The sequence below is a fragment of the Arthrobacter sp. NPDC057388 genome (assembly GCF_042668165.1).
Taxonomy (GTDB): domain Bacteria; phylum Actinomycetota; class Actinomycetes; order Actinomycetales; family Micrococcaceae; genus Arthrobacter.
Genome location: NZ_JBHVBL010000003.1, coordinates 22,031 through 48,010 on the forward strand (window position 1 = coordinate 22,031; position 25,980 = coordinate 48,010).

24 protein-coding genes and 1 pseudogene are annotated in these 25,980 nt (G+C 66.5%); 10 read left to right on the top strand and 15 right to left on the bottom strand.

All coding sequences use genetic code 11. The annotated features are described in order from the left end of the window. Window positions 1-54: 54 nt before the first annotated feature. On the bottom strand, window positions 55-1,077 hold the full coding sequence (locus tag ACFUTU_RS02020) for a PHP domain-containing protein (protein ID WP_377960126.1): 1,023 nt from the start codon (window positions 1,075-1,077) through the stop codon (window positions 55-57). A gap of 6 nt (window positions 1,078-1,083) precedes the next feature. Beyond that, on the bottom strand, window positions 1,084-1,461 hold the full coding sequence (locus ACFUTU_RS02025) for a VOC family protein (protein WP_377960128.1): 378 nt from the start codon (window positions 1,459-1,461) through the stop codon (window positions 1,084-1,086). A gap of 99 nt (window positions 1,462-1,560) precedes the next feature. On the opposite strand from ACFUTU_RS02025, the gene ACFUTU_RS02030 reads away from it, so the two are divergent. The 5 genes from ACFUTU_RS02030 (at window position 1,561) to ACFUTU_RS02050 (ending at window position 5,375) form a co-directional block, all read left to right on the top strand. Beyond that, complete coding sequence (locus ACFUTU_RS02030; RefSeq protein ID WP_377960130.1) at window positions 1,561-2,160, top strand: hypothetical protein; 600 nt, start codon at window positions 1,561-1,563, stop codon at window positions 2,158-2,160. A gap of 61 nt (window positions 2,161-2,221) precedes the next feature. Further along, entirely contained in the window at window positions 2,222-2,689 is a 468-nt protein-coding gene (locus ACFUTU_RS02035) for an SRPBCC family protein (protein ID WP_377960132.1), read from the top strand. 106 nt (window positions 2,690-2,795) lie between these two features. Further along, complete coding sequence (locus ACFUTU_RS02040; protein ID WP_377960134.1) at window positions 2,796-3,002, top strand: hypothetical protein; 207 nt, start codon at window positions 2,796-2,798, stop codon at window positions 3,000-3,002. A 170-nt stretch (window positions 3,003-3,172) separates the two neighbouring features. Further along, window positions 3,173-4,096 (top strand): AEC family transporter, encoded by a 924-nt coding sequence (locus ACFUTU_RS02045; protein ID WP_377960136.1) that lies wholly within the window; start codon window positions 3,173-3,175, stop codon window positions 4,094-4,096. Window positions 4,097-4,193: 97 nt separating this feature from the next. After that, window positions 4,194-5,375: a cytochrome P450 gene (locus tag ACFUTU_RS02050; protein ID WP_377960138.1), complete on the top strand. Its 1,182-nt coding sequence runs from the start codon at window positions 4,194-4,196 to the stop codon at window positions 5,373-5,375. A 27-nt stretch (window positions 5,376-5,402) separates the two neighbouring features. On the opposite strand, the gene ACFUTU_RS02055 is transcribed toward ACFUTU_RS02050, so the two are convergent. After that, entirely contained in the window at window positions 5,403-5,885 is a 483-nt protein-coding gene (locus ACFUTU_RS02055; protein WP_377960140.1) for a pyridoxamine 5'-phosphate oxidase family protein, read from the bottom strand. A gap of 112 nt (window positions 5,886-5,997) precedes the next feature. After that, window positions 5,998-7,422 (bottom strand): annotated as a pseudogene (locus ACFUTU_RS02060) (flavin monoamine oxidase family protein); the annotation flags it as partial. A 132-nt stretch (window positions 7,423-7,554) separates the two neighbouring features. Here ACFUTU_RS02060 and ACFUTU_RS02065 point away from each other — a divergent pair. Both ACFUTU_RS02065 and ACFUTU_RS02070 read left to right on the top strand, forming a co-directional pair. After that, window positions 7,555-8,262: a TetR/AcrR family transcriptional regulator gene (locus tag ACFUTU_RS02065; protein WP_377960142.1), complete on the top strand. Its 708-nt coding sequence runs from the start codon at window positions 7,555-7,557 to the stop codon at window positions 8,260-8,262. Window positions 8,263-8,334: 72 nt separating this feature from the next. Next, entirely contained in the window at window positions 8,335-8,919 is a 585-nt protein-coding gene (locus ACFUTU_RS02070) for a hypothetical protein (protein WP_377960144.1), read from the top strand. A 44-nt stretch (window positions 8,920-8,963) separates the two neighbouring features. Here the strand turns inward: ACFUTU_RS02070 and ACFUTU_RS02075 are convergent, their stop codons facing one another. From ACFUTU_RS02075 to ACFUTU_RS02100, 6 genes are all read right to left on the bottom strand, one after another. Continuing rightward, entirely contained in the window at window positions 8,964-11,234 is a 2,271-nt protein-coding gene (locus ACFUTU_RS02075) for a putative bifunctional diguanylate cyclase/phosphodiesterase (protein ID WP_377960146.1), read from the bottom strand. 314 nt (window positions 11,235-11,548) lie between these two features. Further along, window positions 11,549-12,667 (bottom strand): NAD(P)/FAD-dependent oxidoreductase, encoded by a 1,119-nt coding sequence (locus ACFUTU_RS02080; protein WP_377960148.1) that lies wholly within the window; start codon window positions 12,665-12,667, stop codon window positions 11,549-11,551. Window positions 12,668-12,789: 122 nt separating this feature from the next. Next, window positions 12,790-13,830, bottom strand: coding sequence for a Gfo/Idh/MocA family oxidoreductase (locus ACFUTU_RS02085; protein ID WP_377960150.1), 1,041 nt, complete (start codon window positions 13,828-13,830; stop codon window positions 12,790-12,792). Continuing rightward, window positions 13,830-14,621, bottom strand: a complete 792-nt coding sequence (locus ACFUTU_RS02090) for an amino acid ABC transporter ATP-binding protein (RefSeq protein WP_377960152.1) — start codon at window positions 14,619-14,621, stop codon at window positions 13,830-13,832. The genes ACFUTU_RS02085 and ACFUTU_RS02090 overlap by 1 nt, the downstream gene beginning before the upstream one ends. Then, window positions 14,618-15,406, bottom strand: coding sequence for an amino acid ABC transporter permease (locus ACFUTU_RS02095; protein WP_377960154.1), 789 nt, complete (start codon window positions 15,404-15,406; stop codon window positions 14,618-14,620). The genes ACFUTU_RS02090 and ACFUTU_RS02095 overlap by 4 nt, the downstream gene beginning before the upstream one ends. A gap of 116 nt (window positions 15,407-15,522) precedes the next feature. Then, on the bottom strand, window positions 15,523-16,389 hold the full coding sequence (locus ACFUTU_RS02100; RefSeq protein ID WP_377960156.1) for an ABC transporter substrate-binding protein: 867 nt from the start codon (window positions 16,387-16,389) through the stop codon (window positions 15,523-15,525). 174 nt (window positions 16,390-16,563) lie between these two features. On the opposite strand from ACFUTU_RS02100, the gene ACFUTU_RS02105 reads away from it, so the two are divergent. Further along, window positions 16,564-17,709: a LacI family DNA-binding transcriptional regulator gene (locus tag ACFUTU_RS02105; RefSeq protein WP_377960158.1), complete on the top strand. Its 1,146-nt coding sequence runs from the start codon at window positions 16,564-16,566 to the stop codon at window positions 17,707-17,709. On the opposite strand, the gene treS is transcribed toward ACFUTU_RS02105, so the two are convergent. The 5 genes from treS to ACFUTU_RS02130 form a co-directional block, all read right to left on the bottom strand. Further along, window positions 17,649-19,898, bottom strand: a complete 2,250-nt coding sequence (gene treS / locus ACFUTU_RS02110) for a maltose alpha-D-glucosyltransferase (protein WP_377960417.1) — start codon at window positions 19,896-19,898, stop codon at window positions 17,649-17,651. The genes ACFUTU_RS02105 and treS overlap by 61 nt on opposite strands. A 432-nt stretch (window positions 19,899-20,330) precedes the next feature. After that, window positions 20,331-20,735, bottom strand: a complete 405-nt coding sequence (locus ACFUTU_RS02115; RefSeq protein WP_377960160.1) for a universal stress protein — start codon at window positions 20,733-20,735, stop codon at window positions 20,331-20,333. Then, a complete protein-coding gene (locus tag ACFUTU_RS02120) occupies window positions 20,732-22,264 on the bottom strand; it encodes a tripartite tricarboxylate transporter permease (RefSeq protein WP_377960162.1) in 1,533 nt (510 codons plus the stop codon). The genes ACFUTU_RS02115 and ACFUTU_RS02120 overlap by 4 nt, the downstream gene beginning before the upstream one ends. 9 nt (window positions 22,265-22,273) lie before the next feature. Further along, window positions 22,274-22,861 carry a tripartite tricarboxylate transporter TctB family protein gene (locus ACFUTU_RS02125; protein ID WP_377960164.1) on the bottom strand — a complete coding sequence of 196 codons (588 nt, stop codon included), beginning with the start codon at window positions 22,859-22,861 and terminating at the stop codon, window positions 22,274-22,276. A gap of 5 nt (window positions 22,862-22,866) precedes the next feature. Further along, window positions 22,867-23,868, bottom strand: a complete 1,002-nt coding sequence (locus ACFUTU_RS02130) for a Bug family tripartite tricarboxylate transporter substrate binding protein (RefSeq protein ID WP_377960166.1) — start codon at window positions 23,866-23,868, stop codon at window positions 22,867-22,869. Between the two features lie 145 nt (window positions 23,869-24,013). Here ACFUTU_RS02130 and ACFUTU_RS02135 point away from each other — a divergent pair, with 145 nt between their 5' ends. Together ACFUTU_RS02135 and kdgD are read left to right on the top strand one after the other, a co-directional pair. Then, window positions 24,014-24,898, top strand: coding sequence for a LysR family transcriptional regulator (locus tag ACFUTU_RS02135; RefSeq protein WP_377960168.1), 885 nt, complete (start codon window positions 24,014-24,016; stop codon window positions 24,896-24,898). Between the two features lie 142 nt (window positions 24,899-25,040). Continuing rightward, a complete protein-coding gene (kdgD, locus tag ACFUTU_RS02140) occupies window positions 25,041-25,955 on the top strand; it encodes a 5-dehydro-4-deoxyglucarate dehydratase (protein WP_377960170.1) in 915 nt (304 codons plus the stop codon). Window positions 25,956-25,980 lie beyond the last annotated feature (25 nt).

Genomic DNA, 25,980 nt, shown 5'->3' on the forward strand with positions numbered 1-25,980 from the left:
CTCGCAGGAAAAATAGTCACCCTGCTTACTAAATTCTTGAGCTACGGCTCTCGGCTAGTTTCTGCTGGTCAGCCACTCAAGGAGACGCTCGAGCGGCCAGGTGGTGATGATCCGCTCGGCCGGAATGCCGTTGCGTTCGGCCCGTTCGGCGCCGTACTGCAGGAAGTCGAGTTGGCCCGGGGCGTGGGCGTCGCTGTCGATGCTGAAGAGGCAGCCGGCCTCGAGTGCCAGCTGCATCAAGTTGTCTGGCGGGTCCTGCCGCTCCGGCCGGGAATTGATTTCGACGGCGACATTGGCTTCGGCGCAGGCGGCAAAGACCCGCTCGGCGTCGAATTCGGACTGGGGCCTGGTTCCCCGCGATCCCTGCATCAGGCGCCCGGTGCAGTGTCCCAGCACATTGGTGTGGGGATCAGAGATACCGCCCAGCATGCGCTCCGTCATGGTGCGCCGGTCGGAGCGGAGCTTGGAGTGCACGCTGGCCACCACCACGTCCAGCCGGTCCAGCATCTCCGGCGTCTGGTCCAGCTCGCCGTTTTCGAGGATGTCCACCTCGATGCCGGACAGCAGCCGGAAGCCCCCGTCGGCGTCGCTGTTTAGCCCGGCCACCACGTCCAGCTGTTCGCTGAGCCGCTCGGCGCTGAGTCCGTTGGCGATCTTGAGGTTTGGTGAGTGGTCCGTCAGGGCAAGGTATTCGCGGCCCAGCGAGCGGGCGGCGTCAGCCATGAGTTGCGGAGGAGAACCGCCGTCGGACCAGTCGCTGTGGCTGTGCAGGTCGCCGCGGAGCAGCGGGCGCAGCCCGTCTCCCCCGGCGGCGAGCGGTTCGGCGCCGCCCTGCCGCAGCTTGTCCAGGTAGTCCGGCACGCCGCCGTCCACAGCCTGCCGGATGACGTTGAAGGTGGTGTCGCCGATACCCTTCGTCCGCTTGAGCCGGCCGTCGCGGGCCCGCTCCGCCACCTCGTCCGGTGTCAGCGCGCTGATGACGCCGGCAGCCTTCCGGAAGGCCTGTACCTTGAAGGTCGGCGCGGCGCTGCGCTCAAGCCAGAAGGCAATCTCGTTCAGGGCGTCGGCGGCGTCCATACAGTGCTAGTCCTGGTGCAGCTGGATGAAGTTGCCGCAGCCGTCGTCGAACACCGCGGAGATCCCGGACGGGTCCTCGGCGGGTTCGCCCCGGAACCGGACGCCTGCGGCGGACAGCCGCTCATACTCAGCCTTTACGTCCGGCGAGCCGAAGACGATGGCGGGGATCCCGGCGTCGTACAGCCCCTTGCTGTAGGCAGACGCGATGGGGTTGTCGCTGGGCTCCAGCAGCAGCCCCACGCTGCCGGCCGCTCCCGGGTCCTTGATGATGAAAAGGTTGTGCTCGGGCATGGCCATGAGCGTGTCGAAGCCGAGGGTCTCAGTGTAGAACGAGTGCGCCGCGGCGGGGTCCTGGACGTGGATGCTGCACATTTTGAGTCGCATGGCGCCTACGCTACGCCATTGACCGGGGCGCCCACAGGGGCTGCAATTTAAGTGCAGCCCGAAACGCCCGGGCCGCGCCCGTCCTAGGGAGGTGCAGTGGTGCCCGCAGTTTCCGAAGCCGCCCCCCTGGGGCTGCTGCAGCTGGTCCTCTGGAGCGCGGTGCTGGTGGCCGCCGTCGCCTGCACGGTTTTTGTGGTGCGGCACCATTTAAGGACGTCCGACGGCGACAGTTCAGACCTGCTCTTCTGGGACCTTTTCGGCGGCGCCGTGGTGATAGCCCCGGCCCTGCTCATCCCGGCAGTGGCATCGCCCGCGGCGGGGCTGGCACTGGCCGCCGTGGCGGGGGCCAGCGGCATAGCCGCCTACCGCAGCAGTCCCGCGGTGCTGTCCTGGTATGAAACGCGGCGGCGCCGGCGGGTGGAGGCCCCGCGGGGCCGGGAGGCCGCCGTCGTCCACGCGGAGATCGTGGGCCGCTGGGCGCAGTACGAACTGGACCCGGCCCTGGCAATCAGCTACCCCGAGCTGGCCGACGTCAGACGGCCCGAAACGGCCGCCTTTGTCAAAGTGCTGCGGGAAGCCGAAACCCTGAAAGCCCTCGCGGATCCGGGGTATCCGAATGCCGTCGGGCGTCTGCGCGAGGCGCTGGACCGGGCCGAAACAGCAGCGGGGGTTCCGGCGGGCCTGCGGCCGGCACCGTAACCGGGACGAAACGCTGACCGGACTCATTCAGGGTGCCTGCGCCCGGCCCTAGGATGGGGCCATGTCAACGTACTCAGTCACGCGCAGCACAGTCATCCCCGCGCCCGCGAAGGACGTGTTTCCGCTGGTCAATGACTTCCGCGAATGGCCCAAGTGGTCGCCGTGGGAGGCCCTGGACCCGGACATGAAGCGGACCTACTCGGGCGCGGAATCCGGCACTGGTGCCAGGTATGCCTGGAGCGGCGACCGCAAGGCCGGCGCCGGGAACATGGAGATCACTGAATCGCGGGAACCGGAGGTCATCCGGATCCGGCTGGAATTTACCAAGCCGTTCCCCGGCGTGAACCCCACAACCTTCACGTTCGAACCGGAGGGCGGCGGCACCCGCGTCACCTGGAGCATGGCAGGCGAGCACAAGGGCATCGGCAAGCTCTTCGGCCTGTTCATGAACCTGGACAAGATGGTGGGCCGCGACTACGAGAAGGGCCTGGCATCGCTGGCTTCCGTCGTGGCAAGCCGCAGGGCCTAAACCCCGCTGCGGCGCGCGGTTCTGCACCGGCACTTGTCCGGAGGACCTTTTTCCGGAAAGGTGGTAAGCACCCTTAGCAGTTCCGGAAGTCGCAAAGGAGAACGCCATGCAGATCGACAAGTCCCAGATCCTCGAATTCCTCAGGTCCCAGGGCGACAACGACAAAGCCGCCCGCGCCGACTCGGAGCTGCCCGACCAGGTGGACACCGACCAGCACGCGGGCCTGCTCTCCCAGCTCGGCATCAATCCCGCGGACCTGCTGGGCAAGCTCCCCGGCGGGCTGGGGGACAAGCTGGGCGGCCTCGGACTGTAGCCGGGCTGCAGTACGCAGCGGTTTTACAGAGAGGGCGGGTTCGCACGGAATCCGCCCTCTCTGCGTGCCCGGACTCTTGTGTGGGCTTGGCCTCACCTGTCCGGCAGCACGCCTCCCGAAATATAGGCTTAGACGTCGGCCCAGTAGCGGAATGATGTGAGGACAACGGTTTGGACGGAGTCTTAAAGGGATTCTTTGTGGTGGGCGTCGTTCTCCTCGTCGGCTACATCCTGGCCAGGACGAACGCCCTTGGTCCCCACGGGACGAAGGTGCTCTCCACCCTGACGTTCATGGTGGGGCTGCCGAGCCTGATGTTCTCCACCATCGCCTCCCGGCACATCTCCGAGATCCTTAGCCAGACAGGCCTGATTTCCGTGGTCACGGCGCTGTGCGTCATGGCCCTGTTCACCCTGGGCGGGCTCATCGGCAGGTGGGGAGTCAGACGGACCACCATCGGCGCGCTGTCCACGGGAATCGTCAATTCCACCAACCTCGGCGTCCCGCTGTCGCTCTACATCCTGGGCAGCGCCACCTTCGTCACCCCCATCATGCTGTTCCAGCTGGCCCTGTTGACCCCGGTGGCGCTGACCATCCTGGACCTGACCGACCCCGAAGGGAAGCGGGCGTCGGTGTGGAGCATCCTGTCCACTCCCCTGCGCAACCCGGTCACGGTGGCGGCCATCCTCGGCGTCATCGTCAGCGCGGCCGGCATTGAGCTTCCCGCCCTGGTGCTGGATCCCTTGAAGCTGGTCGCCCAGCTGACCGTCCCCCTCATGCTGATCATCTTCGGCATGTCACTCCACGGCCTCTCAGCCCGCCAGGGCACAGCGGACCGCGTCCCCACCCTGTTCGCCGTCGTCCTCAAGTCCGGCGTCCAGCCACTGCTCGCCTGGCTGCTGGCCGTCCTGGTATTCCACCTGGACACGTTCAGCACCTTCGTGGTCACGGCCTGCGCCATCCTCCCAACCGGCCAGAACGTGGTCCTCTACGCGGTCCGCTATGGCGTGGGCCAGAACCTCGCACAAACAACGGCGGTGGTGACGTCGGCCCTGGCCGTCCCGCTGCTGCTGGGGGCGGCCTGGCTGTTCGGTTGAGTTCGGGCCGGAGATGATCCGCCCGCACTACTGACGGCGGGCGCCGCTGCGGAATAGACTCGGCTCCTACGGGCCAGTTGTCCCAGAGAGGCCAGCCATGGACTTGCGACGCGACGATGAGTCACCCCTGAACCCCTTCCCGCACTACGAACGGATGCGGGAATCCGCTCCCGTCTTCCACGACGGGCAATCCGGAAGCTGGCACGTTTTCCGGTACGAGGACGTCGAGCGGGTGCTGTCCGAACACGGCACCTTCTCCTCAAGGATGGGAGGGGACGAGCCGTCCGAAACAGGCCAGCTCTTCGCGGCGAGCCTGATCACGGCCGATCCGCCCCGGCACCGCCAGTTGCGTTCCCTGGTGACCCAGGCCTTCACTCCCCGGGCCGTGGATGCGCTGGCTCCCCGCATCACGGCACTGGCACAGGAGCTGCTGGACGGCGTCGCGCCCCGGGGATCGGCGGACCTCATCGAGGAGCTTGCCTATCCGCTGCCCGTGATCGTCATTGCGGAGCTCATGGGCATTCCGGCGGAGGACCGCGACCGGTTCAAGCTCTGGTCAGACGTCATCGTCAGCCAGACCCAGAGCGGAACCCCGACCGCCGACCACAGCGCCACCAACCGGGAGATGACCGAATACTTCCTGGCGCTCATCGAACACCGCAGGCGCAGCCCCGGAAACGACCTGATCAGCAACCTGCTGTCGGCGGAGATCGACGGGCAGAAACTCAGCGTGCCGGAACTGCTCGGTTTCTGCGCCCTGCTGCTCGTGGCCGGCAATGAAACCACCACCAACCTGATCGGCAACGCGGTCCTTTGCTTCACTGAAGCACCCGAAACCATGGAGCGGCTCCGCAGCGATCCCGCGCTGCTCCCCCAAGCCATTGAGGAAGTGCTGCGGTACCGCTCTCCCGTCCAGTCGATGTACCGGGTGACGGCCGGCGAAACCACGTTGGGCGGACTCCAGGTGCCGGCGGGCGCTCCGCTGGTGGCCTGGATCGGCTCGGCCAACCGCGACGGGCGCCAGTTCGACCGGCCTGGGCAGTTCGATATCGGCCGCACATCAAACCGGCATCTGGCCTTCGGCCATGGCATCCACTTCTGCCTCGGCGCCCCTTTGGCCCGGCTCGAAGCCCGGATCGCCCTGCAGGGCGTCCTGGACCGGCTCCCGGGACTGGCCCTCGCCCCGGGAGCCCACCTCGAACGGATGGACAGCACCATCGTTTACGGGGTCAAGGAGCTGCCCGTCACCTGGCAGGGGGCCTCCCCACCCGCGCCCTGATCTCGCCAGCTCGGCCAGCCGGCCGAACTACAGCTCGACGGTGCCGCTCTCGCCGACGCTCATCCGGCTGTGGGTGACCTTCGACTTGACCCACTGGAGCACCGTCGCCGCGGTGCCGCCTGGGCTGGTCCAGTACTCGGCGGAATCCGAGTCCACGCGCAGCAGGACCACCTCGGGGGTATCGGGACCATCCGGGAACCAGGCCTCGACCGACTGGTTCCACAGTTCACGGATCTTGGCGCGGTCCCGCACCACCTCGGCGGTGCCGGCCACCGACACCCACTCGGTGCCCTTGCCGAAGGACACGTTGACCCTGGCATCGGCGGAGACGTGGGCCACCTGGGATGTTCCCTCCCCCGTGAAGAACCACATGTCGCCGTCATCCTTGACGTCCTGGACTGCCAGCGGCCGGCTGACCAGGGCGCCTTCCTCGTTGAGAGTGGTGAACATTCCGATGTGGGAATGGTTGATGATGTCCGTGACCTTGCTGATGCTTTCCGTGCCCGTCATGCTGTCACCTCGTTCTGCTCGAGTACGTTCTCTTGAACCGGGTCAGTGCCCTGCACCCACCCTATTGGTAAGTGTGCTTAGTTTCCAGTCAGCCAACACAGCGCAGCGCGGGTCAGCCGACGGCGGCCGTTGCGCTGGTGAGTTCAGGCACCGCTGCTGCGGCGGCTTCGGCGATGCGGGCCGCGGTGGACTGGCCCATCCGGACGGCTCCGTCCACGTGCTGGTAGCCTTCGGCGGCGAGGTCGGAGGAGCACCAGTAGATGGGGCCGACGGCTGCGTGCTGGTCCTTGCCGTAGCGGTGCAGGCCACCGAGGTCGTAGCTGGCGGCGTACGCCCCGCGGGTCCATTCCTCGGAACCCCAGTCGGATTCGTAGTACACCTCAGGCTCCAGTGCCTTCTTCCCGAGGAAGCCGGCAATCGATTCCAGGATGACCCTCTTACGGTCTGCGGCATCCAGTTCGAAGACGGCGTCGGCCTTTTCGTCGGAAACAAAGCCGACCAGCGTTCCGCGGGTATCGCCGTGGTTGGTGTTGTCGTAGACCTCCTGGACGAGGGAGCCGGCGCCAAACCCGGTGCCGGAGAGCCCGTCCTCGCGCCAGAACGGCGTGCTGTAGACGGCGTGGACCTTGATGACCAGTCCCAGCGACTGGTGCTGGTGCATCTGGTGCTGGCGGCGCGGCAGCGGCGGGTTGAAGGAAACGCGGGAGTACAGGTTGGGTGGGACGGCCATGATCACAAAGCGCGCGTTCACGGTGGCCCGGTCGGAGACGGCGGTGACGCGGTGGCCATTGTCGCCGTCGGCCTCCCAGTGAATGGTGCGCACCGGGCTGTTGAGGACGACGTCGTCGCCCAGCTCCGCTGCCTGCAGCAGCGAAACCTGCTGCATCCCGCCGACAACCCGCTTGTCCAGGATGAAGTCCTCATCCGTCAGGTGGGTGAAGGACCCCGCGGAGGCGGCCATCAGGACGGCCTGAAGGGCGGAGAAGGCGTGGGCGGGCTTGGTGAGCATGCCGCCGGCGATGAACAGCCCGATGTTGTTGCAGGCTTCCTCGTCCGGGGAGTTCTGGCGCAGCCAGTGGTGGAAGGAAATGGTGTCCAGCTCCCGCGCTTTGGGGTGCGCCCAGGGTTCGGTGGGCCCGACCTCGGCCGCCAGTCCGTCCAGCAGGGTTGTGAGCCTGTCCATCTCGGCGGCGGTGGTGGCGCTGACCGGGAACATGTCCCCGGTGTAGCGGACCGGAGCGCCGTCCTCGCCGATATAGACAGATGCCCCGTCGCGGTAGCGGGAGTAGGTCTCCAGTCCGAGCTCCTCCAGCAGGGCCAGCAGCGCGGCCTGGTCCGGCGACACCCATTGGCCGCCGATCTCGAGCATGGCACCGTCCACGGTGTCGGTCCACGTCCGGCCACCCACGCGGTCACGGGCCTCGAGCACGGTGACGGTCAGGCCCGCCTTTTTCAGTTCGCGCGCAGCGGTGAGGCCGGAGGGGCCGGCACCGACGATCACTACGTCGCGGTCAAGATTCAGCATGATGTCCTTTCTCTGTGGCCGCGTAAGTGATGCGAACCACTAAATGAATGCCATTCATTTATAAGAACTATAGGGCCTTTGGTGCGGGAGCGGAAGAGCCTGATGGAATAATGCGAAAGGACGTTATCCGCAGGAAGGGCAGCCATGCCGGCATCACCAGCCGTAGCAACAGCCGGTTCAGCAACGGCTGGTTCAGCAGCAGATCGCCAGGGCACCCGGCGCCGTGCCGGGCGTCCCGTGGGCGGCCTGCTGGACAAGGGCGGCATCACCGAGGCCGCCCTGCGGCTCATCGAGAAAAAAGGCTACGACGGCCTGACCATGGCGGCCCTGGCCCGCTCACTGAACGTGGCGCCGTCGGCCCTCTATAACCACGTGAAGTCCAAGGGGGACGTTCTCCTGCTGGTGGAGGACCACCTTGCCTCGCTGGTGGATGTCTCAGCCTTCGGTGCCGGCCCCTGGGAGGATGCCGTGCGGAGGTGGGCATGGAGCTACCGCGACGTGTTCTCCCGGCACACGCCGCTCATTCCCGTCATTGCAGTGCTGCCGGTCACCGACGCGCCGCAGACCCTGGCCATGTATGAAGCGGTCAGCGCCGGCTTCCGCGATGCAGGTTTTCCCGAGGAACGGATCGTCTCATCGATCGTCGCACTGGAGTCCTTCATCTTCGGCTCGGCCTACGATGTCACGGCGCCGGCGGACATCTTCGATCCCGGAACCATGGCGGAGGCAACGCCCAGTTTCACCGCGGCGGTCCGGAGCCTGGCCGAGCAGGGGCACGAACGGCCCGCCGACGTCGCCTTCAGCCTTGGCCTTGAGGCGCTGATCGGCGGGCTCGGCGCGCTGCGTGGCTGATCCCATCCCTCATGCGGCCGAACGCGCCTAAAATTCCTTAACACGCAACGTTGCGAGCCCAAGGACGGCGCCATGACCGTAATCGATCCGGAATCGCTGTTCTTTGAGTACAAGCTCCGCTACCGCGGAACGCCGGGGCTCGGGCATGACCCGGGGGACTATCCGCTGCGCTGGGAAGTTGCCGTGAGCTGCCCCCTTCCCACCCCCGGTGGTGACCAGGAACGGCAACTCGGCAGCGCCGTCGTCCAGGTTGTTCCCAAGGCCGGCATGATCAATCTCTTCCTCACCACCGGCAAGGCCGACCAGGAGATGGCGAAGGCCGTCGAGATGCTGACCATGGACCGGCCCGACCTGATCAGGGAGTACCTGCAGGACGGCGGTGATCTGATGATCGTCTCGTCGCTCGAGATCTTCCCGGAATACCGCGGCGGCAGGACGGGCTATTCCGTGCTGAACGCCATCGTCGAGACCGTGGGCCGGTCCGTGAACCTGGTCGTGGTCCATGCGGCTCCGGCAGACGGTGAGGGCTCCCCGCCGGCGGACTCGCCGGAGTATGAGGAGGCCAAAGCGGCATTGCGGGCCTACTGGCAGGACTTCGGCTTCGAGGATGCCACGGGCGACTACCTCGTGTTCTTCCACAAAAAGATCCTCGCCTGACCGCCGCGGCGGGCATCACCGCTGATCCGCCGGGAAGATGCCCGTCAGGCCGACGGCAGCCCGCTGTCCAGCCGTGACGAGGTGAACCAGTCGTCCAGCTCGGCAGCCGGTACGGGACGAAGGATGTGGAATCCCTGCACCTGGTCGCAGCCGTAACGGCTCAGCTGGTCCACGGCATCTCCGTCCTCCACCCCCTCGGCGACCACCGTCAGGCCGAGGCTGTGCGCGAGGTTGATGGTGGACGCCACCAGGGCGGCAGCCCGCGGACAGTGGGTCATCGGCACTATGAAGGAGCGGTCAAGCTTCAATTCGTTGATGGGCAGGTCCCGGAGGTAGGCCAGCGAACTGTAGCCCGTGCCGAAATCGTCGATGGCCACCCGGATGCCGCGGTCCTGCAGCCCGGACAGGATATCCCGGGCGCGGACACGGTCCGGCATCATAAAATCCTCGGTGATCTCGACCATCAGCGCTGACTCCTTGAGGCCACGCTCCTCGATCATGGCCGCGATCCTGCCCGGCAGTTCCGCGTCGATGAGTGAGCTGGCAGAGGGGTTGGCAGCCACGGTCAGCGTCCTGCCGCGCGCATGCCAGCTGGCCGCCTGGTCCAGCGCCAGGGTGAGCACGCGGTGGTTCAGGGCGTTCATGAGCCCGCCCTCCTCCGCCAGCAAAAGGAAGGAGCCCGGAGCCAGCAGCCCGTGCCTCGGGTGGTTCCAGCGGACCAGGGCCTCCACCCCCTTCGTTTCGCCGGTGACCGCGTCCACCTTGGGTTGGTAATGCAGCACGAGCTCATCGTTGGCCAATGCGGCGCGGAGCTCCTGGAGCATCCGCAGCCGCTCCTCGCCCGGGCTGTGGTCCTCGCTGGCATAGACGTGCCTGCCGCTGCGCGAGGCTTTGGCCCGGTACATGGCCGTGTCGGCCTTTCGCAGCAGCGTCTTCAGGTCTTCCCCCTGTTCCGGGAACAGGGCGATGCCCACGCTGACGCCGACCTGGAGGGCAATTCCCCGCAGAGTAAGGGGCTCACTCAGCGCGGCCCGCAGCCGGTCTGCGAGCTGAAGGGCCTCGTGCTCGCCCGCTTCAAGGAGGAGGATGGCGAACTCGTCCCCGCCCAGCCGGGCGATCAGGTCGCGCGGTCCCAGACAGCGGCGGAGCCGCTCGCTGATCTGGATCAGCAGCCGGTCCCCCACGTCGTGGCCCAGGCTGTCGTTGATTTCCTTGAACCTGTCCGCATCCAGCAGCAGGAAGGCGCACGGCGTGCCCTGCTGCGCGTCGAGCACCGCCGGAGCGTCGGTGTAGAGCGCCCGGCGGTTCGGCAGGCCCGTCAGTTCATCCGTCCTGGACTGCCGGCGCACCTCGGCAAGCGTGACCAGCTGGCGGAAGGCCAGCTGGGTCCGGATGCCCGCCGCCACCAGGGTTATCGCCGCCAGCCCGACGGCCAGTTCCGGCACCGGGATGCGGGTGCCCACGATCAGGACCCCCAGCCCGGCGGCCGTGGCCACCATCGGAACCGCCGGGGTCCACGCCCCTTCGCTGGCACCATCGGCCGCCGCACCCTGCCGGGTGAAGCCGTTGGCCCAGGCGGCGATGAGGCACATACCCGCTGTCCAGCCGGCATCCAGGGGTGTGCCAAGGGAGTATGTGCCATTTTCAAGCCGGAACGCGTAGGCAACATCTGCCGCGGCGAACACCATCAGGCCAAGCATCAGGGTCATCCCGCTGCGGCCGGTGGCCAGGCCCGGTACCGCCGCCATGCCGGCAGTCACGGCGAGGACCACCAGATCCAGCAAGGGGTAGGCGACTGCAACGGACGTGGCGAAGGAGGGGAACCCGCTGGACGCGGACAGCAGCGGGCTGAGCAGGACCACCAGGACGGAGGCGGCACCGAGCGAGCCAACGACGGAGTCGAGCAGGACTGAGCGCGCGAGCCGTCGCCGCATCGGGAGCAGATAGACGAACAGGCCGCTGAGAACCAGCGGGTAGAACAGCAGGTAACCGACATCCGCGGGCGACGGAAACGGCAGCGAACTCGCCCCTGCCAGCGAGGAGACGTAGACGGTGCTCCCCGCCGCGAAAGCGGACAGCGCCATCGCCACGAAGGCAACGGCGAGGTGGTTCCTGGCGCGGTAGGCGGCGAGCCATGCCACGGCTGCCGGCGCCCACGATGCGGGCATGCCCAGCCAAAGGTCCACCAACGGATTGAACCCCGTACCGTGCACCATCAGGCCCGCCAGGTACAGGCCCAGGAAGATCCACATGAGCCAGAGCAGCCAGGGCCGCGGCTCCTTCCCCGCGCCGGACCGAAGCAGTCTTCCGATCACGCCTGTTTCCATCCGCCCCCCAGCATCAGATGCGCCCAGCAACTCCTTTAACCCCGGGGATAAAGACGGCGTGACAGCAATATTCGGCGGGCCCTCCCTGCGGGAACACGGCAACCGCACCTGACTCGTATCGTATGTCACATCGCCGGACCATCCGATAGCAGCCTCGTGATTGTGACCGCCTCTTGACTTTTAGTTACTGACGGGTAGCTTTAGGGGAGCACTCCGGAACCCCAGACCGGAGGATTCGCCAAAGAAGCCCCGCATCGCCCAGCCCATGAGGGCGGTGCGGGGCTTCCGCTTGCGGCCTTTCTTTAGGAGAACCGCGCCGGGCGGAACGTGGCCAGCATGGGGTGCTTGTCGCCGGTCAGGATCTCGCCCGCGAGGAGTTCGCCGACGACGAGCCCCAGCGTGGCACCGGAATGGGTGAATGCCACGAAGCAGCCGGGCACCTGACCGAGCTCTCCCAGAACCGGCTCGCCGTCACCGGGAATCGGCTTGTAACCGATCTTCCAGCTGGCGGGCTTCAGCTCCGGGTTTCCGGCGATGAGCTTGCTGGCTTCGTCAGCGAGCTCGTTGACCACGTCGTCCGGGATGCTGAACGATCCGTCCCCATGCTCCGTGATGCTCTCCTCATACCAGTCGTGATCCAGGGCGAACGTGCTGCCCGGGTTGGGGCGGACGGCTGCCCGCGGGGTGTTCATGACAGCCCGGACATCATGCTCCACCGGCTTGGTCAGCACCAGCATGGACACCGGGGACCCGTTGGGGATCTCCACGCCAAGGGGTGCGACGACGGCGGGCGTCGCCGCCCCGCACGCCACCAGCACCGCGTCGGCATCGTACGTCTCACCCGCCGCCGTCTCGACCCCCACCGCCCGGCCGTCGGCAACGACCACCGACGACTTGCCGGCGTTAAGGACCAGCTTGCCGCCGAGCCCGTGGAACTCCTCCATCAGGAAATCCACCAGATCCGGCAGGCTGACCCAGCCCTCGCCCGGATTGAAGATGGCGTTCTCCGGAACGGCGCCAGCATCAATGCCGGACGTAACCCCGGCGATCTCCCCAGGCATGAGCAGCTTTGAGTCGTAACCTATGGACTTCTCGTAGGCGTGCCGTGCCTCGGTGGCCTCCTGCTGCCCGGCGGCGTTCCACATCAGCCCGCCGGCGAACTGCAGCCACTCCCGGCTGGGGTCGGAGGCGAAGAGCGTGCGGTACCTGTCGACGCCGGCGAGGCGGAGCTGGTGGTAGGGGGTAGAGCGTTCGCCGGCAGAGTTGAGCCAGGAGAGCGAACGGCCGGTGGCTTCGCTGGCCAGGCCACGTTCGGTCAGCAGCGTGACGGATGCGCCTTCGCGGAGCAGATGGACAGCGGTGGAGACGCCCAGGATACCGCCGCCGATAATGGCGACGTGCTTGGTGGCGGTGGAGGACATGAGTTCTCCCTTTCTGTGGATTTTGGACATGGTGGAGCAGGGACGCGGGCTTTTCAGGCACAGCGGCGCCCGGAAAGGATGGTCGGCAGGTCGCCGTAAGCGTGTGGTGATAGGCGTTGCGGTCAGGCCAGCGCGTGGATGCCCTCGATGATCCTGAGGACCTCAAGCGGTTCCGCGGGATCGACGGGAAGAGGGCCCTCCCCGCGCAGGGCGGTGGCGAGTTGCGTGTAGAACTCGGGGTATGCGCCGCACTCCGCCGGAACAGGGCTGCTGGCGCCGTCCACGCCAACGAGCCCCCACCTCTCCTCGGGTTCGACACCGTAGGCGGGATCGGACGGCCTCATGCCGGCGGCCAGCGCGGGCTCCTGCCCGTCGAGGCCCCACTTTGTATACCCGGCTTCGGAGCCGAGGACGTGGAAGCGCGCGCCCACCTGGGCTGCCATGCCGTTCATCCACAGTCTGCTGCGGACGCCGGATTCGTGCAGCAGGGAGACGAAGGCTTCCGTGTCGGCGGCGTCCGCGTCCGGCCCCCGGTTGGCGGTGTCACCGTAGCTCTGCCGCACCGGGCCGAACAGCTGGATGGCCTGATCGATGAGGTGCGCGCCGAGGTCGTGGAGGATCCCGCCGCCCTGGGCAAGGGAGACGCTGTCACGCCAGTTCCCGAATCCCTCCGGCCGCCACCATTCGAACCGTGACTCGAAGGTGCGCACGTCTCCCAGTATCTGCCGCTGAAGCACCTTCCGGAGGGTGAGGAAGTCGGCGTCCCACCGGCGGTTCTGGAACACCGTAAGCTGCACCCCGGCGTCGGATGCCAGGGCAATCAGCTCCGCCCCCTGGGTGGAGGTGGGCACGAAGGGCTTGTCCACCACAACGTGGAGTCCGTGCGCAATCGCAGCTGCAGCGAGGTCGAAGTGGGTGTGCGGCGGGGTGCCCAGGACCACGAGGTCCAGGTCCGCGGACAGCGCAAACATGTCCTCCGGCGTCGGAACGACCTGTGCCTGGGGGTAGAGCCGGGCCGCCTCGGCGGCCCGCGCGGTGTCCGCAGTGACGATCACGTCAAGCGAGTACCGCGGGTCCGCGGCAATCAAGGGCGCGTGGAAGACCTTGCCCGAGATCCCAAAGCCGACGACGGCGGTCCGGATGCGTGCCGGTGCCGTTTCCATCACAGCACCTCCGAGAGGAAGCGCTGCAGGCGTTCGCTGCGCGGGTTGTCGAACAGGTCGGCGGGGGTTCCGGACTCGACGACTTCGCCCTCGTCCATGAAGACGACCTGGTCGGCGACCTTGCGGGCGAAGCCCATCTCGTGGGTCACCACCAGCATGGTCATCCCGCGGCGGCCGAGACCGGCCATCAGGTTCAGGACGCCCTTGACCAGTTCGGGGTCCAGGGCGCTGGTGGCTTCGTCAAACAGCATCACTTCCGGTTCCATGGCCAGCGCGCGGGCGATTGCCACCCGCTGCTGCTGGCCGCCGGACAGGTCGCGGGGCCGGTGGTCGGCGCGCTCGGCCAGCCCCACCTCGGCCAGCCGGCGGCGGGCGCGTTCCATGGCCTCGGTTTTGGGCATGCCCTTGACGCTCCAGAGGGCAAGGGCAACGTTTTCGAGCGCGGTGTGGTCGGGGAACAGATTGAAGTGCTGGAACACCATGCCGATGCGACGCCGGAGGGTGTCCGGCTTGACCTGCAGGGCGCTCTCCCCGGCCAGCAGAACGTCGCCGCTCTTGGGTTCATGCAGCCGGTTGACGCCGCGCAGCAGCGTGGACTTGCCGGAACCGGACGGGCCGATGATGCAGGTGGTGGTGCCAGGGGCCACGGAGAGGCTGACGTTGCGGAGCACGTCGATGTCGCCGTAGGCCATGGTCAGGTTCCGCAGTTCCAGGCTGGAGCCGTGGAACGTTTCGGAGGCAGGGGCGGCCTGGCTCCCGCTCTTGCTGGTGCTTGGGCTGGTGAGGTTCATGTGTTGCTCCCGGTGGTGAGCGGCGAGGCCGCGTCGAGTTCCTTGACTTCCTTCAGGCCGGATGTGGGCGCGGTGGGCCGGCGCCGGCCGGTGCGGAACCTGTTGTCGAAGTAATTGACCAGGTGGGTCAGGGGCACGGTGATCACAAGGTAGAAGATGCCGGCCATTACCAGGGGCGAGAGGTTTCCCGACAGCACGGCGGCGTCCTGGCTGACGCGGAACAGCTCGCGTTCGCTGACCAGCAGGCCCAGGAAGTACACCAGGGAGGAGTCCTTGACGATGGCGATGAACTGGTTGACCAGGGCCGGCAGGACCCGGCGGACGCCCTGGGGAACCACCACGAGGGCCATGGATTTGGCGTAGCTCATCCCCAGGGCGCGGCAGGCCTCACCCTGGCCCTTGTCCACGCTGAGGATGCCGGCACGGAAGATTTCACCGATGTAGGCGCTGGCGATCAGGCTCAGCGCGATGATGCCCAGGGGGTAGGGCGAGGGCCCGAAGACCGACTGGCTGAACCGGGCGAAGCCCTGGCCGATCAGGAGGATGGTCAGGATGGCGGGCAGGCCACGGAAGAGGTCGGTGTAGATACGGGCCGGAATACGCAGCCAGCGGGAACGGGAGATGCCCATGACCGCAACCACCATGCCCAGCACGACGCCAAGGATGGTGGCGGCGACGGAGATGATCAGCGTGTTGAGAAGGCCAACCCCGAGGAGTTGGGGCAGCACCTCGAGCATTGCTTCAAAGTCGAAGAAGGTGCGGCCGATGATGTTGAGCCAGTCCATTGATTGCTCTCAGACGTTAGTTGTTGTTCGTGCGCCGGGTTGGATGTGTTGCCTGCCGGGCGGGCGGCCTGTAGGCGGCCCGCCCGGCAGAGATCCGTTGCCGGACCTGACTTCGCTTACTTGCTTGCGGTGGGAGCCGGCGTGGCGGTCTGCTCGGCCTTGGGCAGGTACTGTTCCGGCATCGGGGAGCCCGGGAACCACTTCTGGTAGAGCTTCTTCCACGTGCCGTCTTCCATTGCTTCGGCGAGGCCCTTATTCAGCGCTTCCTTGAAAGCGGGCTTGTCCTTAGCGATGGCGAAGCCCGCGGGGGCGTCAAAGGACGGAATGTCCGCAGCGCTGACCAGTCCGTACTGCTCCTGGTAGGCCTTGGCTGCCTCGTAGTCGAGGAAGTGGGCGTCCACGGAGCCGCTGTTGACGGCGGCGATGGCGGTGTTGTTGTCCGGGAAACGGACCAGGTTGGCGGAGGTGAAGTTCTTGACGGCATACGCTTCCTGGAGCGTTCCCTGCACCACGCCCAGGCGCTTTCCGTTCAGGCTGTCCGCGTCCTTGACACCGGAGGTCTTGGTGGTGATGACCGTCAGGTAACCGGCGAGGTAGCCGTTGGAGAAGTCGACGGTTTCCTTGCGCTTGTCCGTGATGCCAATGGCAGCGACCCCGACGTCGAACTGCCCGTTGGCTACGGCGGCGAGGAGTCCGGAGAAGTCCTGTCCGGTGAAGACCACTTTGTCTACGCCGGCACGGTGGGCCACGTCCTTGAACAGTTCGACATCGAAGCCGGTGAAGTTACCCTGCGCGTCGGTGAAGGTGTACGGCTTGGAGTCACCCAGGCTGGCCACCCGGATGGTGCCCGGTTCAATCAGTCCGTACGGGTTGTCGGCCGGACTTGAGGTGGCGGAGGATGATCCGCCGCAGCCGGAGAGGGCGAGGATGGCTGCCAGGGCTGCCGCAGCCACGGCTGCCGGACGGAAGTTCAGTTTGATCACAGCATTGTCCAATCGTGGGAGGGAGGCGGTGCTGTCAGGGCCGCCGAAGGATTTGGTCGATGAAAGCTCTTGCTGAGTCCGGTCTCAGTCCCTACGATTGAGACCGGACTCACATCGATTGCTAGAAATGTAGCGGAACTCACAAGCGGCGTCAACAGCCCCCGGAAGGTGAACATGAGCAGTGACGGAGCAAGGCGGCGGGACGTTACGGTTGCCGACGTCGCCAAAGCTGCGCAGGTATCCAAGGCCCAGGCCGCCCGCGCGCTGGGGAATTATGGCGCCGTCAGCGACGACGTCCGCGAGCGGGTGCTTGCCGCCGCTGAAGAGCTGGACTACCGGCCCAACGAGCTGGCGCGCAGCATGAACACCGGGAAATCACACACCATCGGCGTTGTGGTGGGCGACATCGAAAACCCGCATTTTGGCCTCGCCACGAGGGGCATCACGGACACGGCGAAGAAGAGCGGGTACAACGTCATCCTGATCAATACCGACGAGAACACCGCGGCGGAAGTCGACGCTGTCCGCGTGCTGCTGGACAAAAGGGTCGACGGCTTGATCGTCGCGCCGGCATCGTCGGTGGAGACGGGGCACCTGCGGCGGGTCAAGGAATCAAACCGACCGCTGGTGCTCCTGGACCGCTCGGCCGACGGACTGGCAGTGGAGACCGTCGCCGTCGACATGGCCGCAATCTCCTACGAATCCACCAATTACCTGCTCGACGCCGGACACCGGAGGGTGGCCTTCATCTCGACACTGCGCTCCGATACCGGTTTTTCCGCCGGAATGCGGCTGGATTCATCCCAGATTTCTGATCGTTTGGAAGGGATGCGGCGCGCGTTTGCTGACTCGGGGCACAACTTCCCGGAGGATCTCGTGCGGCTCAATGCCGGTGATGCCGGGTCCATTCGGAAGCTTACGCGCGAGGTGCTGCTGGGCGCAGATCCGGCCACCGCCGTCGTCGCTTCCGATGGCCTGATCGCTCTCAGCGTGGTGGAAGCCATCCAGGAAATGGGACTGCGCATCCCGGAGGACGTGTCATTCCTGATGTATGACGACTTCGCGTGGACGCGCCTGACCACGCCCCCGCTGACCGTCGTGTCCCAGCCCGTTTACGAGATGGGGGCCGCGGCGGCGGCCGCCCTGATCCGGCAGATCGAGGGCCGCCCGCCGCTGGTGCCGGCACCTGAGTTCAATGCCGCCCTGGTCCGCCGGGGCTCGGTGGGGGCGGTGCCGGCCACCTCCGGTGCCGGTCCCGCTCACTCCGTATCGCCGTCGGACTCCTTCTCGCCCTCCTTGAGGAGCAGTGCCGTGCCCTGATAGGCGCCGAGTTCCAGGAAGAAGCTGTGCAGGTCATCGACGTGTCCCACGGTCTCGCCGCTGAAGAGGTCGTGGACACTGCTGCCGGGAACGAGGTGCGTGGACTGGATGCTGCCTGCGATGTCCTGGCCGGAGAAGTTGAGCACCGTGGCCTGCAGGTTTCCGTCCCCCAGCCGGTTGACCAGAACGAGCAGCCCGCGGTGGGAAACCTCCGGCACATCGAGCAGCGTGCTGGTGGCGATCCCGCTCTGCTCCCGCACTGCAAGGATTTTCTGCAGCCGCCGGGCGAAGGAGTTCGGATCCTTGAGCTGTTCCGGCAGCGGACCGTAGAGGCTGCGGGCCCGCGGCATCCCGGCGGACGAGGCTTCCGCCTCCGGGCTGGTGCCCATGATGTCGTGCGCGCCCCGGTTGATCCAGCGGGTGTCGCCCTGCGCCGTGAGCTCCCCGACTTTCTGGCGGTCCAGGGCGGTGACGCCGGTGAGGTCCCAGCCGGACAGGGCGAAGACACCCGGCTGGAGGGCGTTGTACATGGACAGCAGGATGTGGGCGTCCAGGACCTGGGCCTGCTGCTCGTCGCTGAGGTTCTCGGGGTCCTGGATTCCCAGAGCCGCCATGATGAAGCTCGCTGTGGTGCAGGCGATTCCGTTGGTGGTGAACAGCGCATTGTACGGGGTTTCCGGGCCCGTCAGCCGTTCCCGCAGGGTCTGCTGGACATGCTCGGCAACTTCGGCGCCGGTGAGTTCCTGGCCGTTGAGTTCGAACACGTCGTCCTTGTGGCCGGCGGCGAAATGGACCAGTTCGTAGGTCAGTTCATCGTGATTCTGCAGGGCGTGGACCAGGGACGCCTGGTCCACGCCGATCTCCATGGCAAGCCGGAGCGTCAGCCGCAAAAACTCAGTGTCCGCAGTCACCAGGGCGTAGTGGTAGGCAGGCCTGGTTACGAAGTCGTAGGACAGGTCCGGACCCGACTCCGACGTGGCCTTGATGTCGTCGATGGTCAGGTTGAGTTCCTGGAACGAGAACCCGCCGACCTTGCGGATCATCGATCCGATCAACTGGTTGGCCGCCTCGGAAAGCGGATGCCCTTCGGACCAGCCCGGCTGCTCCTCGGCGCTCTTCTCCACTCCCAGGAAACCGTTGGCATCCAGTCGGAGGGCGCCCGTGCCGAGGTCCAGCAGTGAGTGCAGGGCGTCCCCCACCACCAGGCGCATGCCGGCAAAGGTCGGGTCCAGCCAGTTGATGGACGGCTGGCCGGCTTTGAAGTAGTGCAGGTACACCCACCGGCGGGTCTTCCCCGCCGTGTCCACAATGGGCCGCGTGGCACTCCAGTTGGTTTCCTTGACGCCCGGCTCGTAGAAGATCACGCGCTGGAGCCGGCCGATGATGTACCCGGCCTTCTGCAGGGCCTGCTCCGCATCCGGGCTAATGTTGACCGAATCTTCGCCGGCGGGCACATCCGGCAGCAGGTGCCAGTCCTCTTCCGGGATGTCGATCATGTGGTAGATGCCGGGATAGTCCCGGAAGTTCATCTCGGCCAGCCGGAAGTCGGCCCCCTTGCCAGTGTGGCCGGGAACGATGTCGTCGATCACCGTGCCGTCATGGTCCGCGGCGACCTCGCACATCCGTCGGAATTCGTCCTCCGTACCGAACACCGGGTCGATCGCCATGCTGATGCGGTCGAAGTGGCCGTCAACGCTTGGCGTCTGGGACCAGCCGCTGATGCCGCCGGCAAGCTTGACGGGGCCGGTGTGCAGGCCCCTGATGCCGATCTCCCGGAATGCGTCCCACAGTTCCGGGTCTCCGAGGGCGGAAAGGAACGACTGGCCCGGGCGGGTGATGAAGGACAAGGGATAGGCGGTGAACCAGACGGGTGCTCGTTCCACAGCGGCCCGCGGGTTCGGATGGGCGTACGAGTTCTGCCACATGCTGGCCTGGCCGGAGAGCTGCCGTGCCATCACGTTCGCGTCCCCCAGCATGGCCTGGTTCCGCAGCCATTCGACGTAGGCAGCGTTGCGCCCGTCGAACTCGAGTGAGGGCCGGTCCGCGAAGAACTGGCGGCGGCGGGCGATCGGCCGCAGCGCCTTGGGACGGGCCGGATAGAACTGCTCGTCGTAGGTGATGTCGGCGGCCTCGGCCTGTTCCGGCGCTTCGGCAGCCTCGGTCGTGTCAGGCCCCTCCGCCTGCGGCACTTCGGCTGCTGAGCCAGCCGGAGCCGCTTCCCCCGGCAGCGCTTCTGCACCGGGCCCGAATCCGTTGCTCCCCCCGTCGAACTCGTCGGCTGCTGAACCGCTCTTGCTGAAGCTTGCTTCCCGCACAGACTTCTCCTTTGTCGGTGGTTCCTGCGTGGCACCTCCCCCCGGGGGTGTTCTTCAAGTCCTTCCGTACCCCGGCATCTCGAGAGTATTCACGCTTGTCCGCTCCGCCCACCCTATGCCGACGGCGAAGGGAAACACGAGTGTTTTACGACAGCGGCACGGCGGACGCCCAGGTGATACACGTCTCCCGTTACGGATTGGAGCTCGCCGCTATCTGGACAAAACTCCTGCTGGCGGGGACGGCTGAGGCGGGCGCGGGATCCTGTCCGGATCCCGGCCCGCCTCCTGCCAAGCGGTGCTTTGGTACTAAAACTGGCCGCCGTCGGCCTTCACGGCCAGAACCGGGCGGTCCGCCTGCATGAGGATGCGCTGGGCGTGGCTGCCCAGGATGAACTTGCCCACCTGTGTCCGGTGCCGCAGCCCGATGACGATCAGCGAGGCGTTGGCTTCGCGGGCGACATCGAGGAACTCATCCGCCAGGTCGTGCTGGTACGGCGGCTGGATCACTCGCGCCGTGACGCCTGCCTCCTCGGCCCGTTTGGAGGCCCTGGCCAGGACGTCGTCGGGTGCCACCGACTTGTCCACCAGGGCGCCTTCGCGGGCGGAGTTGACGATCACCAGGTCCTGGCTTCGGAGCCGTGCCTCCGCAATGCCTGCCGTCAGGGCAGCCTCCCCTGCCGGGGTGGGGACGAATCCAACGATGATGCTCATACCTTCTCCTTGATTTCAGTGGCGGAGGGTCCCGCGGGGACGGCGGCCTTGCGCTTGGCCAGGGCCGAGCGGATGCCCGGAAGCACGGCCACCAGGACGAACACGATGAGGAGCGTGGCGGAGATGGGCCGGCCGAGGAAGCCCAGCGGATCGCCGCCGAACACCAGCAGTGAACGCCGCAGGGAGCTTTCGAGCAGTTCGCCCAGGACGAAGGCCAGGACCAGCGGGCCGGGCTCGAAGCCGAACTTCTTCATCAGGTAGCCCACGATGCCGAAGACCACCACGAGGGTGACATCGAACATGCTGTTGTTGATCGTGTACGCGCCGAGCAGCGTGATCAGCGCCGTGATGGGCGCCAGGATGGCCGCGCGGACGCGGAGGATCCTTACGAAGATCCCCACCAGCGGCAGGCTCATGATCAGCAGCAGGATGTTGCCGATGTACATGGAGTTCACCACGCCCCAGAACAGCCCCGGGTTCTCCTCCACAAGCTGCGGGCCCGGCGTGACGCCCTGGATCAGCAGCGCGCCGAACATCAGGGCCATGGTGGCGTTGGCGGGGATGCCCAGGGTCAGCAGCGGAATGAACGACGACGTCGCTGCCGCATTGTTGGCCGTTTCCGGGCCGGCAACGCCTTCCGGGGCGCCCTTGCCGAAGCGCTCGGGCTGCTTGGCCCGCTTTTTCTCCATGGCGTAGGAGGCCATCGAGGCGATGGTGGCGCCGCCGCCGGGCAGGATGCCCAGGAAGAAACCGAGGATTGAGCCGCGCCCGATCGCGCCGGACGCCTGCTTGAGGTCGCCGCGGGAGGGCCATACATTTGCGACGGCGGAGGGCGCCTTTGCGGCGCGGTGACGCTCCTCGAGGTTGTACAGGATCTCGCCGAGACCGAAGATTCCCATGGCGATCGGGACGAAGTCGATGCCGTCGGCGAGCTCCAGGCTGCCGAAGGTGAAGCGGTTTTCGCCGGTGAAGAGGTCCCGGCCGACGGTCGCCAGGAGAAGGCCGAGCGCCGCCGCGATGAGGGCTTTGGTCTTCGCGCCGCTGCTGATGGTGGCCACCAGCAGGATGCCCAGCAGTGCCAGGGCGGTGTACTCGGCGGGACCGAAGTCGAGGGCGAAGCTGGCCACGATTGGAGCCAGGAACGTCAGGCCCACGATGGCGGCCGTGCCGCCGACGAACGAGCCGATGGATGCCAGGCCCAGGGCTGTGCCGGCCCGTCCCTGCTTGGCCATCTGGTAGCCGTCAAAGACGGTGACCACCGAGGACGCCTCGCCGGGAAGGCGCAGGAGCACGGAGGTGATGGTGCCGCCGTACTGGGCCCCGTAGAAGATGCCGGCCAGCATGATGATGGCGGTGACGGGCTCAACGTTGTAGGTGAGCGGAAGCAGGATGGCGATGGTTGCCGCGGGCCCCAGACCGGGCAACACTCCGATCAGCATGCCGATAACGACGCCGATCAGGCAGTACAGGAGGTTCATGGGCTCCAGGACGACTGCAAATCCGTTGATCACGGGATTCAGGAAATCCACGGTGGTCTCCTAGAAGAGGTGGGGAATGGAAGTGTTGAGCGCAGTCACGAAGATCCCGTAGAAAGCGGCCACCACGATGGCGCTCACCAGGAGCGTGGAGCGCCATGTCTCGCCGCCGAGGAAGCGCATCCAGATGATGCACAGCACCAGGGCCGGCAGTTCAAAGCCAGCGATCGGCATGAGGGCGACCATCGCGGCAAGGGTGACGAGCCCGGTCAGCGGGGCGACGGACAGGCGGGTGAACTTTTCGGCGTCGCGGTTGTGCCGACCCATGATCAGCTGGAACAGCCCCAGGGCCACCATGACGCAGCTGATCATGAACGGCCACAGGCCCGGCTGCGGTGCGGACGGTGTGCCCAGGCCCATCGCAACGGACAGGGCCACCGCGCCGGCACCGACGCCGATGACCACGAGGGAGGACGCCGCGTTCGCCAGCGCCCCGGCGGCCGGCGGCTTTTCTTCCTCCCATTGGGCCGCCAGCTGTTCCGGGGTCAGGTCGTCAAGCTCTTCGGCGGGAAGGTTGTCCGCGCCGTTCCCGGCGGGGGGAACAGCGCTGGCGCTGTTCCCTCCGCCGGTTACCGGTGATGCTGCCTGCACTGGAATCACTTGTTCCCGGCGAGGCTGATGTCGTACTTCTCCACCAGGGCCTTGTACTTGGCTGCGTAGTCCTTCCACTGGGTGACTACTTCTTCACCGGAGATTTCCTTCGGCGTCAGCATGTTCTTCTTGTTGAACTCCTTGTACTCATCCGACTTCAGGGTGTCCTGGACGGCGGAGAGGAGCTTGTCCTTGACCTCCTGCGGGGTTCCCTTGGGGGCGGCAACCGCACGGTACTGGGCAACCGGAACGTCGTAGCCGGATTCCTTGGCGGTGGGCGTGTCCGGGAGGAAGGAGTTGCGCTCCTCCGAGAAGACCAGCAGCGGGGACACCTTGCCGGCCTGGATCTGCGGCATCGCCTCGCCGAGCTGGATGGTGGCCAGTTCAACCTGGTTGCCCAGGACGGCGGTCAGGGCGGGCTTGCCGCTGTCGAAGGGAACGTCCGTGCCCTTCACGTTGGCCTGCTTGAAGAGGACCGTCTGGGCGAGCTGGCTGCCGGTGCCCACGCCGGTGGTGCCGTAGGTGATGTTGCGGCCCGCCGAAGTCACGTCCTTGATGGACTTGAAACCGGACTTTTCGCTGGCGACCAGAACGTAGTCGTCCTGGGAAAGGCCCGTGATGATGTCGAAGTCGTCGATGTTGACGGCTTCCTCCGGGGTCACGGCCAGCGGGGTGATGGTGATCAGGGAAGCGGTGAGCAGCAGCAGGTTCTGGCCGTCGGCCGGCTTTCCCGCCACCTCCTTGCTGGCCAGTGCGCCGTTGGCGCCTGGCTTGTTGACCACCGGCATCGGGGCCCCGAGGGTTTTGGCTGCACCTTCGGAGACGGCGCGCGCGATGAGGTCGGTGCTTCCGCCGGGTGCCTGGCCGACGGTCAGCGTGACCGGGCCGTTCGGGTACTTCGATGAATCGCTGCTGCCGCCGGCAACGTTGCCGCATGCGGTCATGGCCAGCAGGGTGATGGCCGACGCAGCGCCGAGAACGGCGCGGCGGGTGGGGAAGTGCATCATTGAAACTCCTCGTTTGCACTGCGGGCTGCCTCAGCCCGTCGGTGTATGTGAACCGGGTCACTGCCGGTCCGCTAGTCGAGTGTAGGGAGGCGTTATGATGCATGTCTAAGCCCAAATATGCATCGAGTAATGCCGGGAGAGCATCATGTTTACCTTCGACCAGCTGACCGGGTTTATCGCCGTCGCCGAGGAACTGCACTTCGGCCGGGCTGCGGAGCGCCTCAATATGACCCAGCCGCCGCTCAGCCGCCAGATCCAGAAGCTGGAGAAGACCGTCGGCGCCGAACTGCTCGAGCGGGACAACCGCCGCGTCGAGCTGACGGCCGCCGGCCGGGCCTTCCTCGACGAGGCCCGCCGGCTCATGGCCCTGGCCACCAGGGCACCCGTGACGGCACGGCGGATCGCCTCCGGCCGCCAGGGCCATCTGCGCATCGGCTTCACGGCCGCCAGCGGTTTCAGCATCCTCGGGCCCCTGCTCGAGGAGATCGGCGCGATTGTGCCCGAGGTGGACATCGACCTCCAGGAGCTGGTCACGGGCGAACAGATCCAGGGACTTCTCACCGGCGAACTCGACCTCGGCCTGGCCCGCCCGCCCTTCGACACGGAAGTGTTCGACTCCCACCTGCTGTACCGCGAATCGATGGTCCTCGCGGTTCCCGCATCACATCCGCTGGCCGGCCTGAAACGGGATCTTCGCAATGAGGACTTCAAGGACGAGCCGCTCATCATGCACTCGCCCACCGAGGCCCGGTACTTTTACGACCTCGTGGTCCGCCTGCACGATATCCGTCACGAAAATGTGGTGCACACCGTCAGCCAGATTCTGACCATGGTCTCGCTCGTGGCTGCCAAGCGCGGCGTGGCTTTCGTGCCGCACTCGGCCACGGCCCTGGGCATTCGCGGTGTGTCGTTCCTGCGCCTGGAAAGCGTGGAAGAAGAGCCCGTAGAGCTCCATGCCATCTGGAACCGGGACGCGAAGAACCCGGCCCTGGTGCGGTTGCTGCGCGACCTGGAGTTTGCGGCGGGCTAGCGTGCAGCGGCCCGGGGACTCAATGCGCGGAGGGTATCAATAGATACAAAAATGCACTTAGACAGGCATGGACGGCGGTCCCTAGTCTGAAAGGGAACCACCCCACCTCCGCCGCCTCCGGCACCGACTCCAAGGACATCCCGTGGCCAAACTTTCACCTCAGGAACTCGCCAGCACCCTCAAGGACGGGCTGCTGTCCTTCCCCGTGACCTCCTTCGATGCAGAGCTGCAGTTTGACGAGGAAAACTACCGCAAGCACCTGGCATGGCAGGCCAGCTACCCCGTCGCCGGCCTCTTCGCCGCAGGCGGCACGGGTGAGGGCTTCTCCCTGACCCCCGCCGAGTCCGCCCGCGTGGTCCGTGCCGCCGTCGAGGAAGTCGGCAGCACCGTCCCCGTCCTGGCATCCGCCGGCGGTTCCACCGCCCAGGCCATCGAAAATGCCAAAGCTGCCGAGGCCGCCGGCGCCGAGGGCATCCTGCTCCTGCCGCCCTACCTGACGGAAGCCGACCAGGGCGGCCTGATCGACCACGTCAGCGCCGTCTGCAGTGCCACGTCGCTCGGCGTGATCATCTACAACCGCGCCAATGCCATTTACAAGGACACCACGGTGGCCACCCTGGCCGACCGCCACGAGAACCTGATCGGCTTCAAGGATGGCGTGGGAGACCTCGAGCACGATGCCCGCGTCTACGCCAAGCTCGGCGACCGCCTTTTCTACCTGGGCGGCCTTCCCACAGCTGAGACCTTCGCACTGCCACTGCTGCAGCTGGGCATGAGCACGTACTCCAGCGCGATGTACAACTTCGTTCCGCAGTTCGCACTCGACTTCTACCAGGACGTCCGCAACAACGACCGCGTCGCCGTCAACCAGAAGCTCAACGACTTCGTCATCCCCTACCTGGACATCCGCGACCGCGTGAAGGGCTACGCTGTCTCCATCGTCAAGGGTGGCCTCGACGCGGTCGGCCGCTCCGCCGGCGGCGTCCGCCCCCCGCTGCAGAACATGGCGGAAAAGGACCTCGCCGACCTCAAGGCCCTCATCGCCAAGGTTTCCTAACGGCCCACACCACCCGTATTTAGGA